This is a genomic window from Roseobacter weihaiensis (genome assembly GCF_020622345.1).
GTDB classification, from domain to species: domain Bacteria; phylum Pseudomonadota; class Alphaproteobacteria; order Rhodobacterales; family Rhodobacteraceae; genus Roseobacter; species Roseobacter weihaiensis.
On the sequence record NZ_JACNMO010000006.1, the window covers coordinates 61,052 to 75,091 of the forward strand.

Annotated in this window: 14 protein-coding genes; 5 read left to right on the forward strand and 9 right to left on the reverse strand. The window is 60.9% G+C overall.

What is annotated here, in order from left to right; translation table 11 throughout:
* Positions 1 to 42: 42 nt before the first annotated feature.
* The 3 genes from H7847_RS08795 to dapD all read right to left on the reverse strand — a co-directional run bounded on the left by H7847_RS08795 (position 43) and on the right by dapD (position 2,249).
* A complete protein-coding gene (locus H7847_RS08795; RefSeq protein WP_227269089.1) occupies positions 43 to 396 on the reverse strand; it encodes a hypothetical protein in 354 nt (117 codons plus the stop codon).
* 9 nt (positions 397 to 405) lie between these two features.
* Positions 406 to 1,317, reverse strand: a complete 912-nt coding sequence (locus H7847_RS08800; protein WP_227269091.1) for a hypothetical protein — start codon at positions 1,315 to 1,317, stop codon at positions 406 to 408.
* A gap of 104 nt (positions 1,318 to 1,421) precedes the next feature.
* Positions 1,422 to 2,249: a 2,3,4,5-tetrahydropyridine-2,6-dicarboxylate N-succinyltransferase gene (gene dapD, locus H7847_RS08805; protein WP_227269093.1), complete on the reverse strand. Its 828-nt coding sequence runs from the start codon at positions 2,247 to 2,249 to the stop codon at positions 1,422 to 1,424.
* A 249-nt stretch (positions 2,250 to 2,498) separates the two neighbouring features.
* Between dapD and H7847_RS08810 the strand changes: the two genes are divergently transcribed.
* A complete protein-coding gene (locus H7847_RS08810) occupies positions 2,499 to 3,335 on the forward strand; it encodes an LOG family protein (protein ID WP_227269095.1) in 837 nt (278 codons plus the stop codon).
* Here the strand turns inward: H7847_RS08810 and H7847_RS08815 are convergent.
* The 3 genes from H7847_RS08815 to H7847_RS08825 all read right to left on the reverse strand — a co-directional run bounded on the left by H7847_RS08815 (position 3,332) and on the right by H7847_RS08825 (position 5,899).
* On the reverse strand, positions 3,332 to 4,078 hold the full coding sequence (locus H7847_RS08815; protein WP_227269097.1) for a DsbA family protein: 747 nt from the start codon (positions 4,076 to 4,078) through the stop codon (positions 3,332 to 3,334). The genes H7847_RS08810 and H7847_RS08815 overlap by 4 nt on opposite strands.
* A complete protein-coding gene (gene rlmN, locus H7847_RS08820; protein ID WP_227269099.1) occupies positions 4,078 to 5,262 on the reverse strand; it encodes a 23S rRNA (adenine(2503)-C(2))-methyltransferase RlmN in 1,185 nt (394 codons plus the stop codon). The genes H7847_RS08815 and rlmN overlap by 1 nt, the downstream gene beginning before the upstream one ends.
* A 106-nt stretch (positions 5,263 to 5,368) precedes the next feature.
* The gene (locus H7847_RS08825; protein WP_227269101.1) at positions 5,369 to 5,899 is read right to left on the reverse strand and encodes an invasion associated locus B family protein; all 531 of its coding nucleotides are present in this window, start codon (positions 5,897 to 5,899) and stop codon (positions 5,369 to 5,371) included.
* Between the two features lie 176 nt (positions 5,900 to 6,075).
* On the opposite strand from H7847_RS08825, the gene H7847_RS08830 reads away from it, so the two are divergent.
* A complete protein-coding gene (locus H7847_RS08830) occupies positions 6,076 to 7,056 on the forward strand; it encodes an asparaginase (protein ID WP_227269263.1) in 981 nt (326 codons plus the stop codon).
* A gap of 5 nt (positions 7,057 to 7,061) precedes the next feature.
* Here the strand turns inward: H7847_RS08830 and serB are convergent, their stop codons facing one another.
* Complete coding sequence (serB, locus tag H7847_RS08835; RefSeq protein WP_227269102.1) at positions 7,062 to 7,943, reverse strand: phosphoserine phosphatase SerB; 882 nt, start codon at positions 7,941 to 7,943, stop codon at positions 7,062 to 7,064.
* 158 nt (positions 7,944 to 8,101) lie between these two features.
* On the opposite strand from serB, the gene H7847_RS08840 reads away from it, so the two are divergent.
* From H7847_RS08840 to H7847_RS08850, 3 genes are all read left to right on the forward strand, one after another.
* Positions 8,102 to 9,241, forward strand: a complete 1,140-nt coding sequence (locus tag H7847_RS08840) for a phosphoserine transaminase (protein WP_227269104.1) — start codon at positions 8,102 to 8,104, stop codon at positions 9,239 to 9,241.
* Between the two features lie 58 nt (positions 9,242 to 9,299).
* Positions 9,300 to 10,895 carry a phosphoglycerate dehydrogenase gene (gene serA, locus H7847_RS08845; protein ID WP_227269106.1) on the forward strand — a complete coding sequence of 532 codons (1,596 nt, stop codon included), beginning with the start codon at positions 9,300 to 9,302 and terminating at the stop codon, positions 10,893 to 10,895.
* Positions 10,896 to 11,018: 123 nt separating this feature from the next.
* Positions 11,019 to 11,747 (forward strand): metallophosphoesterase family protein, encoded by a 729-nt coding sequence (locus tag H7847_RS08850; RefSeq protein ID WP_227269108.1) that lies wholly within the window; start codon positions 11,019 to 11,021, stop codon positions 11,745 to 11,747.
* Positions 11,748 to 11,756: 9 nt separating this feature from the next.
* On the opposite strand, the gene tdh is transcribed toward H7847_RS08850, so the two are convergent.
* The gene (tdh, locus tag H7847_RS08855; RefSeq protein ID WP_227269109.1) at positions 11,757 to 12,797 is read right to left on the reverse strand and encodes an L-threonine 3-dehydrogenase; all 1,041 of its coding nucleotides are present in this window, start codon (positions 12,795 to 12,797) and stop codon (positions 11,757 to 11,759) included.
* Entirely contained in the window at positions 12,794 to 13,981 is a 1,188-nt protein-coding gene (locus H7847_RS08860; protein WP_227269111.1) for a glycine C-acetyltransferase, read from the reverse strand. The genes tdh and H7847_RS08860 overlap by 4 nt, the downstream gene beginning before the upstream one ends.
* Positions 13,982 to 14,040: the final 59 nt, after the last annotated feature.

The window sequence follows — 14,040 nt, forward strand, 5'->3', positions numbered from 1 at the left end:
AGGAAGCTGCAAGGTCAACAAACCGGCTGCGGAGACTGGAGCCTAATCCGCGTCGGTTTCCGGATGTGTGCCGTAAAACGGCTCCATCTGTGCGACGATGACGGCATTCTCATCCAGGGCGCGCTGCATCAGGGCGCGTTCCTCATCGGGGATCTCATGCCCTTCGGCCAGCCGTTCATCAAGGGTGCCATAGCCCGTTACGTCCAAAGGAGCGGTATCGGCCTGCTTGAGAATCGCAACCGTCTCGCGCACGGCTTCCGCCTCATCAACACCGCTGGCAAAGACCACAAGGCCCGCACCGGTCGCCTTTGCAGGCAGGCCGTCCCCGTCCTTGCGGCCGATCTGGACGACAAGGGTATAGACCTGTTGGCGCGATTGCTTCTTTTGCTGTGCCATGCGCCTTGCTTACGGCTTGGCGAAGGGCACCACAATGGCTTTGTCGAGACGTTTGTCGGCGGGCCAGTCGGCGTAAGGCTCCCATCCCGCGTCCATTTCATGCAGGTTACGCAGCCCCGCAAGCAGGGGCACGCGCTGTTCGGTCGGCAACAGGTTGTAGTCGTCTGCCTGAGCCTCATAGCGCCGTGCCATCTTGCCCGCGGCATCTTTGGTGGCAATCGCGTCCAGGATCATCAGCGCCGTGCAGGCGGCATAACAAGGATGCTCCGGGTCCAGAGAAACCTCGTCGACAACCTGACACGGGAACCAGCCGCCAAATTCTGACAGGATACAACTGCTTTTGAGACAGTTATCCAGCGCCTTGCGATGCACCGGCTGGGTTTCTTCCTCTGCCAGAGCACAGACCATATCGCGCATGTCCTCGGTCATGGAGCGGGCAATGATCTTGAGCAGGCGGAGAAGGTCATCCTCGTCATAGGTCCGCAGGTCAGTGCCCTGCGGCGGCTGATCCAGCTTGACCAGTTCAAGCGCATGGGCCCCGCGGAACCCGTTCATCAGGGCCGCGCGGATCGGCGAAGGTGCCTCGCGAAAGCGTTCCTGAAAGGCATCCCAGTTCCAAAAGAGGTCATCATCCCCCGCACCGCCCTGCAGCCGGTCGGACAACAGCACGATGGTTGCGGTCATGAAGCTTGCGTGATCCTGATCCGGCATCGAGGCGACCATCATCAGTTCCGCGTGCATGGCCTCGGCGTCTTCGGCGGTCATCTTGCATTCCTGATCAAAGATCAGCCGCCGCAGGATCGGTTTCAGTTCGGGGCTCAGACGCGTCGCAAGGCCTGCAAACCCGGTGGCGGCTGCACTCTGCAGATCAGAGACAACCTGCATGGTCTTGAACGTCATAGGAGGAGAAAAATGTCGCATGCATTTTTCCTAGCCCGACAAGCAGGCGGGAATACATCGCCTTCCTGTCGAGAGGCGGGAAATCTTGGGGCAGGGCTGCCCCAAGTCCTAAGATTTCGTTAATCTCAGTCCCGCAGGAGATCGTTGATCGAGGTTTTCGAGCGTGTCTGTGCATCGACCTTTTTCACGATCACCGCACAGTAGAGGTTCACGCCGTTTTTCGACGGCAGGGAACCCGCGACCACGACAGAGCCTGCGGGCACTTCACCATAGGTGAACTCGCCGGTCTCGCGATCGATGATCTTGGTGGATTTTCCGATAAAGACCCCCATGCCTAGCACCGAGCCTTCGCGCACGATGCAGCCCTCGACCACTTCGGACCGCGCGCCGATAAAGCAGTTGTCCTCGATGATCGTGGGCCCGGCCTGCATCGGCTCCAGCACACCACCGATGCCCACCCCGCCCGAGAGGTGCACGTTCTTGCCGATCTGCGCACAGGACCCGACCGTGGCCCAGGTATCGACCATCGTGCCTTCGTCCACATAAGCGCCGAGGTTCACGAAAGACGGCATCAGCACCACACCCGGTGCGATGAAGGCCGATTTGCGCACAACGCAGTTCGGCACCGCGCGAAAGCCTGCGGCCCGCCATTGATTGTCACCCCAGCCCGCGAACTTGCTGTCGACCTTGTCCCACCAGCCACCCGCTTGCGGGCCGCCCGTCTGCATTTCCATATCCTTGATCCGAAAACCCAACAGCACAGCCTTCTTGGCCCATTGGTTCACATGCCAGTCGCCGCCGGCCTGCTTTTCTGCCACGCGCAGCGTGCCCCTGTCGAGCGCGGCCAGCGTGTCCTCGATGGCTTCGCGGGTTTCCCCCTTGGTCGCGGGCGTGATCGTGTCACGCGCCTCCCAAGCGGCCTCGATAGCGGTTTCAAGCTCTGCGTTGGACATGATGGCTCCGATCAAAAACAGGTTTTCGCGGTTCTATCCGCGCTCGCGCCAAGCTTCAACGCCCTTACGGCTCTGGAACCCTCCAGAACCACTTCGGATGGGGAGCGCGGATGGCTCGGGAGCTTGCGCCGCACAAATCCCTCCAGCGAAAATCACAGGGCGCTTTCGTAAAAAAACAACCAATTCATTTGCATCTTGGGTCGCAACATGGCCCCTTGCCCCCAACCGATCAGCCGGAGATCTCTCAGAATGAACCGACGCCACCCTCTACGCCACGCCCGCGCCGACCGCAAAGCAATCCGCGATGTGCCGGATACGCCGCAAACCCGCGCGCCCCAGTACCGTCTGGCCTTTGCGGACGATGATTTTCTGTGCCGCGAGGAGTTGCGACCCGTGCGCCTGCAACTGGAACTGCTGAAGCCGCAGATGCATCTTGATGCGCTTGGGATCGACAGCACGATTGTGCTGTTTGGGGGCGCGCGCATTCCCAGCCCGGCGGAACGGGACAAGGCGCGGACCAAGACGCTGGCAGAGCTGTCGCATTTCTATGAAGAAGCCCGCGAATTTTCCCGGCTGATGACGCTCAAAAGCCTGCAAAGCGATGGGCGCGAGCATGTCATTGTGACCGGCGGTGGGCCCGGCGTGATGGAAGCGGGAAACCGCGGTGCCGTCGACGCGGGCGGGCGTTCCATCGGGTTGAATATCGTCCTGCCACACGAGCAGGCCCCCAATGAATACGTCACCCCGGAGCTGTGTTTCAACTTTCACTACTTTGCCATTCGCAAGATGCACTTTCTGATGCGCGCCAGCGCGATCTGCGTCTTTCCGGGCGGGTTCGGCACCCTGGACGAGCTCTTTGAATCCCTGACCCTGATCCAGACCGGGCGGATGCAACCGGTGCCGGTGCTGCTCTTTGGCCGCGCGTTCTGGGACAGCATCCTCAACTGGGAAGCGCTGGCGGAGGCCGGTACCATCTCGGCAGATGATCTGGAACTTTTCAACTTTGTCGAAAGTGCCGCCGACGCGGTGCAGGTTATCGAAAGCTGGCAAGACATCCCCGCCCGCGAGGCGATCCCCGGTCGTTAGGTGCAGATCGTTTGGACTTCGCTGCGTTCGACCTCGATCAGTCTTGTCAGGTCCGGCGGGGTGATGGCCCCGATCACAAGGGTACGGCCAATGACCGTGCCCGGTGTGCCGGGAATGCCCAGACGGCGCCCCAACGCGAGGCTTTGTCTCAGCAGCTCCGAAACCTCATCGCCATTTGCCGCCGCCACCAGCCGGTCCGGGTCCAGGTCCAGCGCCTCTCCCATGCGCCGCAAGGCCGCCGGCCCGGGACGCAGATTGCGCGCCGAGAGGTAGTCCCGTGCTGCAGCCTCCGCGCCCATGATGCGGGCTGCCAGAACCGCCCGCGCGGACCGCACCGACGCAGGCCCCAAAAGCGGCATCTCGTGCCAGATCAGCCGTATCGCGCCATCGGAATCCCGCAGATCGGTCAACCGCCTTTCCAGGAGCTTGCAATAGGGGCAGTTGAAATCACTGAAAATCGCAACGGGGAGCTGACTGTCGGACCACCCCGCGGGGCCGAACAACTCTAAACAAGGGGATATCCGCCGCTCATCAGCAGGTGGTTCGGGCGCAATGCTTGTTTGATCCAGACCAAAAAACGGGTCCGCGCCACCTGAAACAGAGCCCCCCTTGATCTGCCGAAACCCCTCAAAGCCGTTCAACGGCTCAAACTCAAAATCGGACGGGATGCGCCGCAAAACAGGGGGGATCGCAATGGCCACCGCCATCGCCCCCCCAATCACAAGCGCATCGCGGCGGCGCATCAGCCGCCTGCCAGACCTGCCTCTGCCGCGATTTCCTTGCGGGATTTGCGCACCCGTTCGGTGGCGGATTTCAACTGACCGCAGGCGGCCATGATATCTTCGCCCCGTGGGGTGCGGATGGGCGAGGCATAGCCTGCTTTGTAGATGATATCGGCAAAGGCCCGGATACGATTGTTCGACGAGCGTTTGTAAGGTGCACCGGGCCACTCGTTGAAGGGAATCAGGTTTATCTTGGCCGGGATGCCCTCGATCAGCCTGACCAGCCGGTGGGCATCGGCGTCGCTGTCATTGACCCCCTGCAGCATCACGTACTCAAAGGTGATGCGTTCGGAGTTGGAGACTTTGGGATAGGTTTTCAACGCCTCAAGCAGTGCCTCGATGTTCCAGCGCTTGTTGATCGGCACCAGCTTGTCGCGCACCTCATCCGTGGTCGCATGGAAACTCACCGCCAGCTGGCACCCGATCTCGGATGCGGTGCGCGCGATCTCCGGGACCACACCGGAGGTCGAAAGTGTGATTCGCCGCCGCGACAACTGGATGCCCTCGGGATCCATGGCGATCTTCATCGCGTCGCGCACATTCTCGAAGTTGTAGAGCGGTTCGCCCATCCCCATCAGAACGATGTTGCTCAAAAGCCGGGTTTCGTCTTTCGGCGCGCCGATCTCGGGCCATTCACCCAGATCATCGCGGGCCACCATCACCTGTCCGATGATCTCTCCCGCGGTCAGGTTCCGCACCAGTTTCTGGGTGCCCGTGTGACAGAACGAGCAGGTCAGCGTGCACCCGACCTGAGACGAGACACACAGCGTGCCGCGCCCTTCTTCGGGGATATAGACCACCTCAACCTCATGACCGCCGGCGATCCGCACCAGGTATTTCCGCGTGCCGTCCTCGCTGAGTTGCCGGGTTATGACCTCGGGCACTTCGATCACAAATTTCTCTTTCAGATCAGCGCGGTACGCCTTTGCCAGGTTGGTCATCGCGTCAAAATCGCGGACCCCCCACTGATAGATCCATTGCCAGATCTGGCCCGCGCGCATCTTTGCCTGCTTTTCCGGGGTCCCCGCCGCGATCAGTGCCTCCCGCAGCGCGCTGCGTGTCAAACCGACAAGGTTCACCGGCCCTTGCGGCAATTTGCGCGGCATGGTGTGGACGTCTTGCGTGATCGGCGCGGTGGCGGACATGATCGGACCCTTCGGTGAGTGGATGCCGCTCTATATAGAGGTTTCCGGCCAGATCAAAAGAAAAAGCCCCACCACAAGCGGGGCTTTGTCGCAAACAGGCAGCGGTTCAGCTTGCGCAGCGGGTTTCGGCATCCTCAACCGCCGCGGTAAAGCCCAGCAGCGAAAACGTGTCCTTGGTGGTTGTGCCCCGGCTCGACAGACCGGTCACGACCGCATCAGATCCACGCTTCATCGCGGCAACCAGCTTAGCGTCATCAGCAGCGCTCGCAGGCCAGGCCCAATCCCCATCGGTGAACAGGGAAAATTCGGAGCCACCGATTTCGACACTCACCTGGCTACCCTCCCGAAACGGGTACCCGCCGGTGAAGGCAACCTGTCCGCTGGCCTCAGCCGATGGGCGGAAAAAGACCATCAACAGAATTTCGCCGCGATTGGCCGCCACCACACGTCCATCGCGGGTATTGACAGTTTCGGTAGGGACCGAAACGCCCCAGCATTCTTTTGGGTTTTCTTCGACAAAAACGCTCCAATCGGTTTTTGCCGCAACACGGTTGTTGCTAACGTTCTGGGCAATAGCGCTTTGACCAACCATCGCGATAAGCGCCGCCATCCCAAGGAAACTTTTCGAAATTTGCATGTTTTACACAGCCTCCAGCTGTCCTTACCTCAACTTGCGCCGGACTTTTACGGTGGCGATTATTGTGCCACTCTGATGCAATTCCCTGCTTGTGTCCTGACACATGGCACAGTAGCGCAAACTTCACAGCAGACGAAAGACTGATTGGCAAAAATTTGCCAAATCCCGAGGAAAAAATCATGAACTCCGTTCCGATGGTTGAAATTTGGCGTGGTCCCTTTTTGGAGAGTGTGCACAACGGGCATGCGGTGATCTGCGATGATACCGGCCAGATCGTCGACGCCTGGGGAAATCCCGATCAGGTGGTTCTGTCGCGCAGCGCCTCCAAAATGATCCAGGCGCTGCCTTTGGTGACATCGGGGGCCGCTGAGGCGGCGGGGCTGAAGCCAGAGCATCTGGCGCTTGCCTGTGCGTCACATCGCGGAGCGCCACTGCACACCGAATGGGTCACCGCATGGCTCTCAAACCTGGGTTTGACGGATCACGACCTGCGCTGCGGGGCGCATTTCCCCTATGATGCACCGACAGAGCAGGCGATGCGGCGGGCCGGGGAAACCCCTTGCCAGTATCACAACAACTGTTCCGGCAAACATGCGGGGTTTCTGACGTTGACTCGGCATTTGCGCGCAGGCCCCGAATACATCGAGACAGACCATCCCGTGCAGAAAGCGGTTTTGGAGGCCTTTGAACGGGTCACCGGCGAGACATCGCCCGGTTTCGGGATCGACGGCTGCTCGGCCCCGAATTTCGCCGGAAGCCTGCATGCAATGGCGCGGGCGATGGCGCATTTCGCGGCCAGCCCGGAGGGCAGTCCCGAAGCCACGCTGCACCGGGCCATGCGCCTGCACCCCGAGTTTGTGGCAGGAGAAGGCAGCGCCTGCACCGAGTTAATGCGCGCCACAAAGGACAAGGTTGTCATCAAAACCGGCGCGGAGGGGTTCTACAATGCCATCCTTCCCGACCAAAAGCTGGGGATCGCGCTGAAAATCAGCGATGGGGCAACGCGCGCGTCCGAATGCGCGATTGCTGCTATTCTGGTGAAACTGGGCGTGTTAGAGCCGGATCACCCTGCCGCCGCCAGGCTGATGAACGCGCCCATTCTGAACCGGCGCGAGATCGTCACGGGCTGGATACGCCCCGGCCCGGCCTTGCTCTGATCCGCTCACACAGCGCTGACGAAATCGCTTTCCGCGTAGCCTTGCAGATAGAGCAGTGCCGTCAGATCACCGTGGTTGATGCGGATGTCGCATTCAGCGGCAACCACCGGTTTTGCGTGCAGCGCCACACCCGTCCCCGCCCTTCTCAGCATACCGAGGTCATTCGCCCCGTCGCCGACCGCGATCACCTCGCTTTCTGCCAGCCCCAAACGGTGAGTGATCTCGGTGAGAGCCTCCACTTTGGCCTGCTGCCCCAGGATCGGCAGGCCAACCTCCCCGGTCAGCGCACCATCCGCGCTCAGCAAGGTGTTTGCCCGGTTCTCGTCAAACCCCAGCGTCGCGGCGACCTTTTGCGTAAAGGCGGTAAAACCGCCAGAGACCAACGCTGCGTAAGCGCCCTGCGCCTTCATCGTGGCCAGCAGCGCCGGTCCGCCGGGCATCAGCGTGATCCGCTCGCGCAGCGTCTTTTCGATCGTCGCCACCGGCAACCCTTTCAGCAGGCCGACACGCTCTGTCAACGCCTGGTAAAAATCCAGTTCACCGTTCATGGCACGGGCGGTGATGTCTTTGACCCGCGCCCCGACACCTGCTTCATCCGCCAGCTCGTCGATGCATTCCTGCTGGATCATCGTGCTGTCCATATCCGCAAGCAGCATCTTTTTCCGACGCCCTTGCGTCGGCTGGATCACCAGATCGACGGCACGCTCCTGCAGGTTCTGCCAGACCTGCCACTGGTTATCGGGCAGGTGGCCAATCTCGAACTCTGCGGCAATATCCGGGGCAAGCCAGATCGCCTCACCCCCCCCCCAGGCGTTGCGCAGGGCGGCGACCAAAGCAGGATCCAACACAGGGTTTTGGGGGGCACACAACAGGGTCACGGTGAACATGGGCGAAGTTTCCGATCCGCATCAGGGAGGTCGCAAAAATGCGAATTTGCGGCGTTCTAGCGTCATTTTGCCTGTTGCGCCAGCCTGCACAGACCCGTAGACGCGTCGGTGGGACACCCTTCCCCAACGAAGGGCGCTTATCTGGAAGGATAGCATTGATGGCTATAAAGACACCGGCAACGCGGCCGGCTAATCCGCGTTTTTCATCGGGCCCCTGTGCCAAACCCCCCACCTTTGATCTGACCAAACTTGCCGGCGCCCCGCTGGGCCGGTCGCACCGCGCGGCTGAGGGCAAGGCAAAACTGCTCGCAGCAATCGAGATCACCCGCGAGGTTCTGGGGGTGCCCGCCAACTACCGTATCGGTATCGTGCCCGCCTCGGACACCGGGGCCTATGAGATGGCGATGTGGTCGCTCCTGGGCGAACGGCCTGTGCAGATGGTCGCCTGGGAAAGCTTTGGCGCGGGCTGGGTCACGGATGTGGTCAAACAGCTCAAGATCGAGCACAGCCTTCACACGGCGGACTATGGCGAGATCGTGGATATGGCCACTCTCAATTACGACAACGATGTCTGCTTTACCTGGAACGGCACGACATCGGGTGTGCGTGTCCCCTCGGGCGATGTGATCCCGGCGGACCGCGCCGGGCTCACGCTCTGTGATGCGACCTCGGCGGCCTTTGCGATGGATCTGCCGTGGGACAAGCTCGATGTAACGACATTCAGCTGGCAGAAGGTGCTGGGGGGTGAAGCGGCCCACGGCATGCTGATCCTCAGCCCCCGCGCGGTCGACCGGCTGGAAAGCTACACCCCGCCCTGGCCGCTGCCCAAGATTTTCCGCCTGACCAAAGGCGGCAAGCTGATCGACGGGATCTTCACCGGGGCCACGATCAACACGCCGTCGATGCTCTGTGTCGAAGACTATCTGCTGGCGCTGGACTGGGCCAAATCCGTCGGTGGCCTGCAAGGGATGATCGCCCGCGCCGACGCCAACGCAGGGGCGATTTTCACCTTTGTAGAGACACATGACTGGATCGATTTTCTGGCGGTTGATCCGGCGACACGCTCCAATACCTCGGTCTGTCTGAAGTTCACCGACCCGCGCATCACGGATGGTGCGGCCTTCGCCAAGGCCGTTGCGAAACGGCTGGCGGACGAGGATATCGCATTCGACATCGGGGCCTATCGCGACGCCCCTGCGGGCCTGCGCATCTGGTGCGGCGGCACGGTTGAGACCGCAGATATCGAAGCGATGCTGCCTTGGCTCGCCTGGGCGTTCGACGCCGAAATCAACAGCTAGTTTCAGCGCGCGCAGCCCCTCTGCGCCGCTTTACCCCTCTCAAAAAAGGACCCCGAAAATGGCTCCCAAAGTACTCATTTCCGACAAGCTTTCTCCTGCCGCAGTACAGATTTTCAAAGACCGCGGCATCGAGGTCGATTTCCAGCCCGACGTGGGCAAGGACAAAGAGAAACTGGCCCGGATCATCGGTGACTACGATGGTCTCGCGATCCGTTCCGCCACCAAGGTCACCGAAAAGATCATCGCAGCGGCGGGCAACCTGAAAGTGATCGGTCGCGCGGGCATCGGGACCGACAACATCGACAAGGATGCAGCCTCTAAAAAGGGTATTATCGTCATGAACACACCCTACGGGAACATGATCACGACGGCGGAGCACGCCATTGCGATGATGTTTGCCGTTGCGCGTCAAATCCCCGAAGCCTCTGCCTCCACCCACGCGGGCAAATGGGAGAAATCGAAGTTCATGGGTGTGGAGCTGACCGGCAAGACGCTGGGGGTCATCGGCGCCGGCAATATCGGCGGCATCGTCTGCGACCGCGCCCTTGGCCTCAAGATGAAGGTTGTGGCCTATGACCCCTTTCTTGGGGCAGAAAAGGCCGAGAAGATGGGTGTGCAGAAAGTCGAACTTGACGAATTGCTCACACGCGCCGATTTCATCACGCTGCATGTGCCTTTTACCGATCAAACCGCGAATATCCTCAGCACCGATGCCATCGCCAGAATGAAACCTGGGGTAAGGATCATCAACTGTGCCCGCGGCGGGCTGGTGGATGAGGAAGCGCTGGCTGCAGCGCTGACATCAGGCCATGTGGCGGGGGCTGCCTTTGACGTCTTTGCGCAGGAACCGGCGACGGAAAACGTGCTGTTCAACCTGCCAAATGTCGTCTGTACCCCGCATCTTGGGGCCGCCACCACCGAAGCGCAGGAAAATGTCGCCCTGCAGGTGGCAGAGCAGATGTCGGATTACCTGCTGACCGGCGCGGTGGCCAATGCGCTCAACATGCCCTCTGTTACCGCCGAAGAGGCCAAGGTCATGGGCCCGTGGCTCAAGCTGTCGGGCCACCTTGGGGCCTTTATCGGGCAGATGACCGATGAGCCGATCAAGGCGATCAATATCCTCTACGACGGGTCGGTGGCGGAGATGAACCTCTCTGCGCTGAACTGCGGCGCTGTGGCGGGCATCATGAAAAAGGCCAACCCGGATGTGAACATGGTCTCTGCCCCGGTGATCGCACAGGAGCGCGGGATCAAGATCTCGACCACCAACCAGAGCAAATCCGGCGTCTTTGACGGCTACATCAAGGTGACCGTGGTCACGGACAAACGCGAGCGGTCGATTGCGGGCACCGTCTTCTCGGATGGCAAGCCGCGCTTTATCCAGATCAAGGGCATCCAGATCGACGCCGAAGTGGGCGCACATATGCTCTACACCACAAACGAGGACGTGCCCGGCATCATCGGCACGCTGGGTCAGACGATGGGAGCCAATGGCGTCAACATTGCGAACTTTACACTGGGCCGGGCCGCTGCGAAGGGCGAGGCCATCGCACTTCTCTACGTGGACGAGCAGGTGCCCGGACCGGTGATCGAAAAGCTGCAGGAGACCGGGCTCTTTACCCAGGTGAAGCCGCTGATGTTCGACGTGGCCTAAGCCACTCCTCACCCAAACCAAGGGAAGGCGCCACAGGGCGCTTTTTCTTTCTCCACCGGCCGGTTCAGGGTCTTTCCACCGCGGGCTGGATACGGCATCACTATTCAAAACAGGAACGCCGCCATGCCAGACCCGATTTACGCGATTGGAGACATCCACGGACAGCTCGAAGAGCTTCACCGTGTGCTGGAGCTGATCGAGAAAGAAGGTGGCCCAGAGGCCAAGGTGGTTTTTGTCGGCGACTATGTCGATCGCGGCCTGAACAGCAAGGCCGTTGTGCAGACACTGATCGACGGGCAAGCGCGAGGCCGCAACTGGATGTGCCTCAAAGGCAATCACGACCGTTATCTGACCCGGTTTGTGGATGATATGATCATACAGGACCCCTGCACAGCCACGGGTCTTTTCTGGCTTCATCCGCGTTTGGGGGGCGACAAAACACTGCTGTCCTATGGCGTGCTGGCAGAAGACGGCTGGCCCATTCCCCCGATCCATGCGGAGGCCCGGCAGGCCGTGCCCGAGGCCCATCTCGACTTTCTGCGAAACTTGCCGCTGATACATGAAACCGACGACTTGATCTTTGTGCATGCCGGTCTGCGCCCCGGTGTGCCGCTTGCGCAACAGGAGGAGGATGATCTGGTCTGGATCAGAGACCCGTTTCTGACCCACAAGGGCTCTTTCGGCAAACTGGTGGTGCATGGCCATACCGCGCTGGAGCATCCCCAGCACGCAGGCAACCGGGTCAACCTTGATGGGGGTGCTGGCTATTTCAGACCGCTGAATGCCGCGGTTTTCGAAGGCCGCGACTGCTGGCTGTTGTCCGATGCCGGCCGGGTTCCGCTGATCCCCTGATCCTGCCGTCTAGATGGTCCAATCCAGCACGACCTTGCCCGATTTACCCGACCTCATCACCGCGAACCCCGCCTCGAACGCATCCACCGGGAATGTGTGGGTGATGACCCGGCTGACGTCCAGACCGTTCTGCAACATGGCGATCATCTTGTACCAGGTCTCGAAAATCTCGCGCCCGTAAACACCCTTGATCGTGATCGCCTTAAAGACGATCCGGCTCCAATCAACCGGCGATTTTCCAGGCGGAATCCCCAGCATCGCGATCCGGCCGCCCATGGTCATCGCCTCCACCATCTGATCCAGAGCCTGCTGGTTGCCCGACATCTCAAGACCCACGTCAAAGCCCTGTTTCATCCCCAGATCAGAGACCGTTTCGGCCAAATCGGCCTCTGTAACATTGACGGGGACCACATCCGCAACCTTGGTGGCGAGCGCCAACCGGTCCGCATTCACGTCCGTGATGACCACATGCCGTGCGCCCGCATGACGCGCCACGGCGGCGGCCATGATCCCGATGGGACCCGCGCCGGTGATCAGCACGTCTTCTCCGATCAGATCGAAGCTCAATGCGGTGTGCACCGCATTGCCCAGAGGATCGAGGATCGCGCCGATCTCATCGGGAATATCATCCGGCAACGGCACGACATTGAAGGCCGGCAAGCGCAGATATTGCGCAAAGGCTCCCTGCTCGTTCACGCCGATGCCGCGCGTGCCGGGATCGAGGTGAAACTTGCCCGCGCGGCTCTGGCGCGAGGTCTTGCCAATCAGGTGCCCCTCGCCCGAACAGCGCTGACCGATGGTCAGATCGGTGACATTGCGCCCAAGCTCCACGATCTCGCCCGCAAACTCATGGCCGGTGATCATCGGCACCGGCACCGTCTCGGCGGCCCAGTCATCCCAGTTCCAGATGTGGATATCCGTGCCGCAGATGCCGGTCTTGTTGATCTTTATCAGCACGTCCTCCGGCCCGATCTCCGGCACCGGCGCCTGGGTCATCCACAACCCTTCGCGCGGGTACAGTTTCGACAGTGCCTTCATCTCGTTGCTCATGCGATCACCCCCACGGCTTTACCGGCAACTTTGAAGGCCGCCAACGCCTTGTCCAGATCCTCCCGGCTCAGGGCCGCGCTCATCTGCGTGCGGATACGCGCCTGTCCGCGCGGCACCACCGGGTAGAAAAACCCCGAAACAAAGACCCCCTCCTCAAAAAGCCGCGCCGCCATATCCTGTGCCACCTGTGCGTCCCCCAGCATCACCGGCACAATCGGATGGCTGCCGGGCAACAGGTCAAACCCCGCCGCAGTCAGGCCGTCCCGCCAGTACCGCGTATTGGCAAAGAGCTTTTCGCGCAGGTCATCGCCTGCTTCAACAAGGTCGAGCGCCTTGAGCCCCGCCGCGACAATGGATGGCGGAAGGGAGTTGGAAAAGAGATAAGGCCGCGCACGCTGCCTGAGCAGATCGATCACCGGCTGCGGCCCCGCGATATAGCCGCCGATGGCCCCGCCCAGCGCTTTGCCCAAGGTACCGGTCAGAATGTCGACCGACACGCCCGCCTCTGCCGGGGTGCCGCGACCTTGCGGGCCCATGAACCCGGTGGCGTGGCAGTCATCGACCATCACCATCGCCTCGTATTTCTCCGCCAGGGCCTTGATCTCGGGTAGTTTCGCGAGATAGCCGTCCATGCTGAAAACACCATCCGTCGCGATCATTGTAAAACGTGCCCCTTCGTCACGGGCGAGTTTCAACTGACCCTCCAGATCGGCCATGTCGGAATTGGCATAGCGGTAGCGCCGCGCCTTGCAGAGCCGGATGCCATCAATGATCGACGCATGATTGAGCGCGTCAGACACCACCGCGTCCTCGGGCCCCAGAAGCGGCTCGAAAAGACCGCCATTGGCATCAAAGCACGCCGCGAAAAGGATCGAATCCTCCATGCCAAGAAATTCAGCAAGACGCGCTTCCAAGGCCCGGTGCAGGTCCTGCGTACCGCAGATAAACCGAACCGATGCCATGCCAAAGCCGCGCGGGGCCATCGCGTCACGGGCCGCCGCAATCAGATCAGGATGATCGGCAAGACCCAGATAATTGTTCGCACAGAGGTTGATGACGCTGCGGTCCCCGACGGAGATTGTGCCCGACTGCGGCGATGTAATCGCCCGTTCACGCTTCATCATACCGTCGGCCGCAATCTGGTCGAGCGTGTCGGTGATATGCGCGAGATAGGCCTGGGTCATGTCAAAACTCTCCTTTGCGGGCACCTTTACCATGTCGGATATGATTCCGAAATATATAT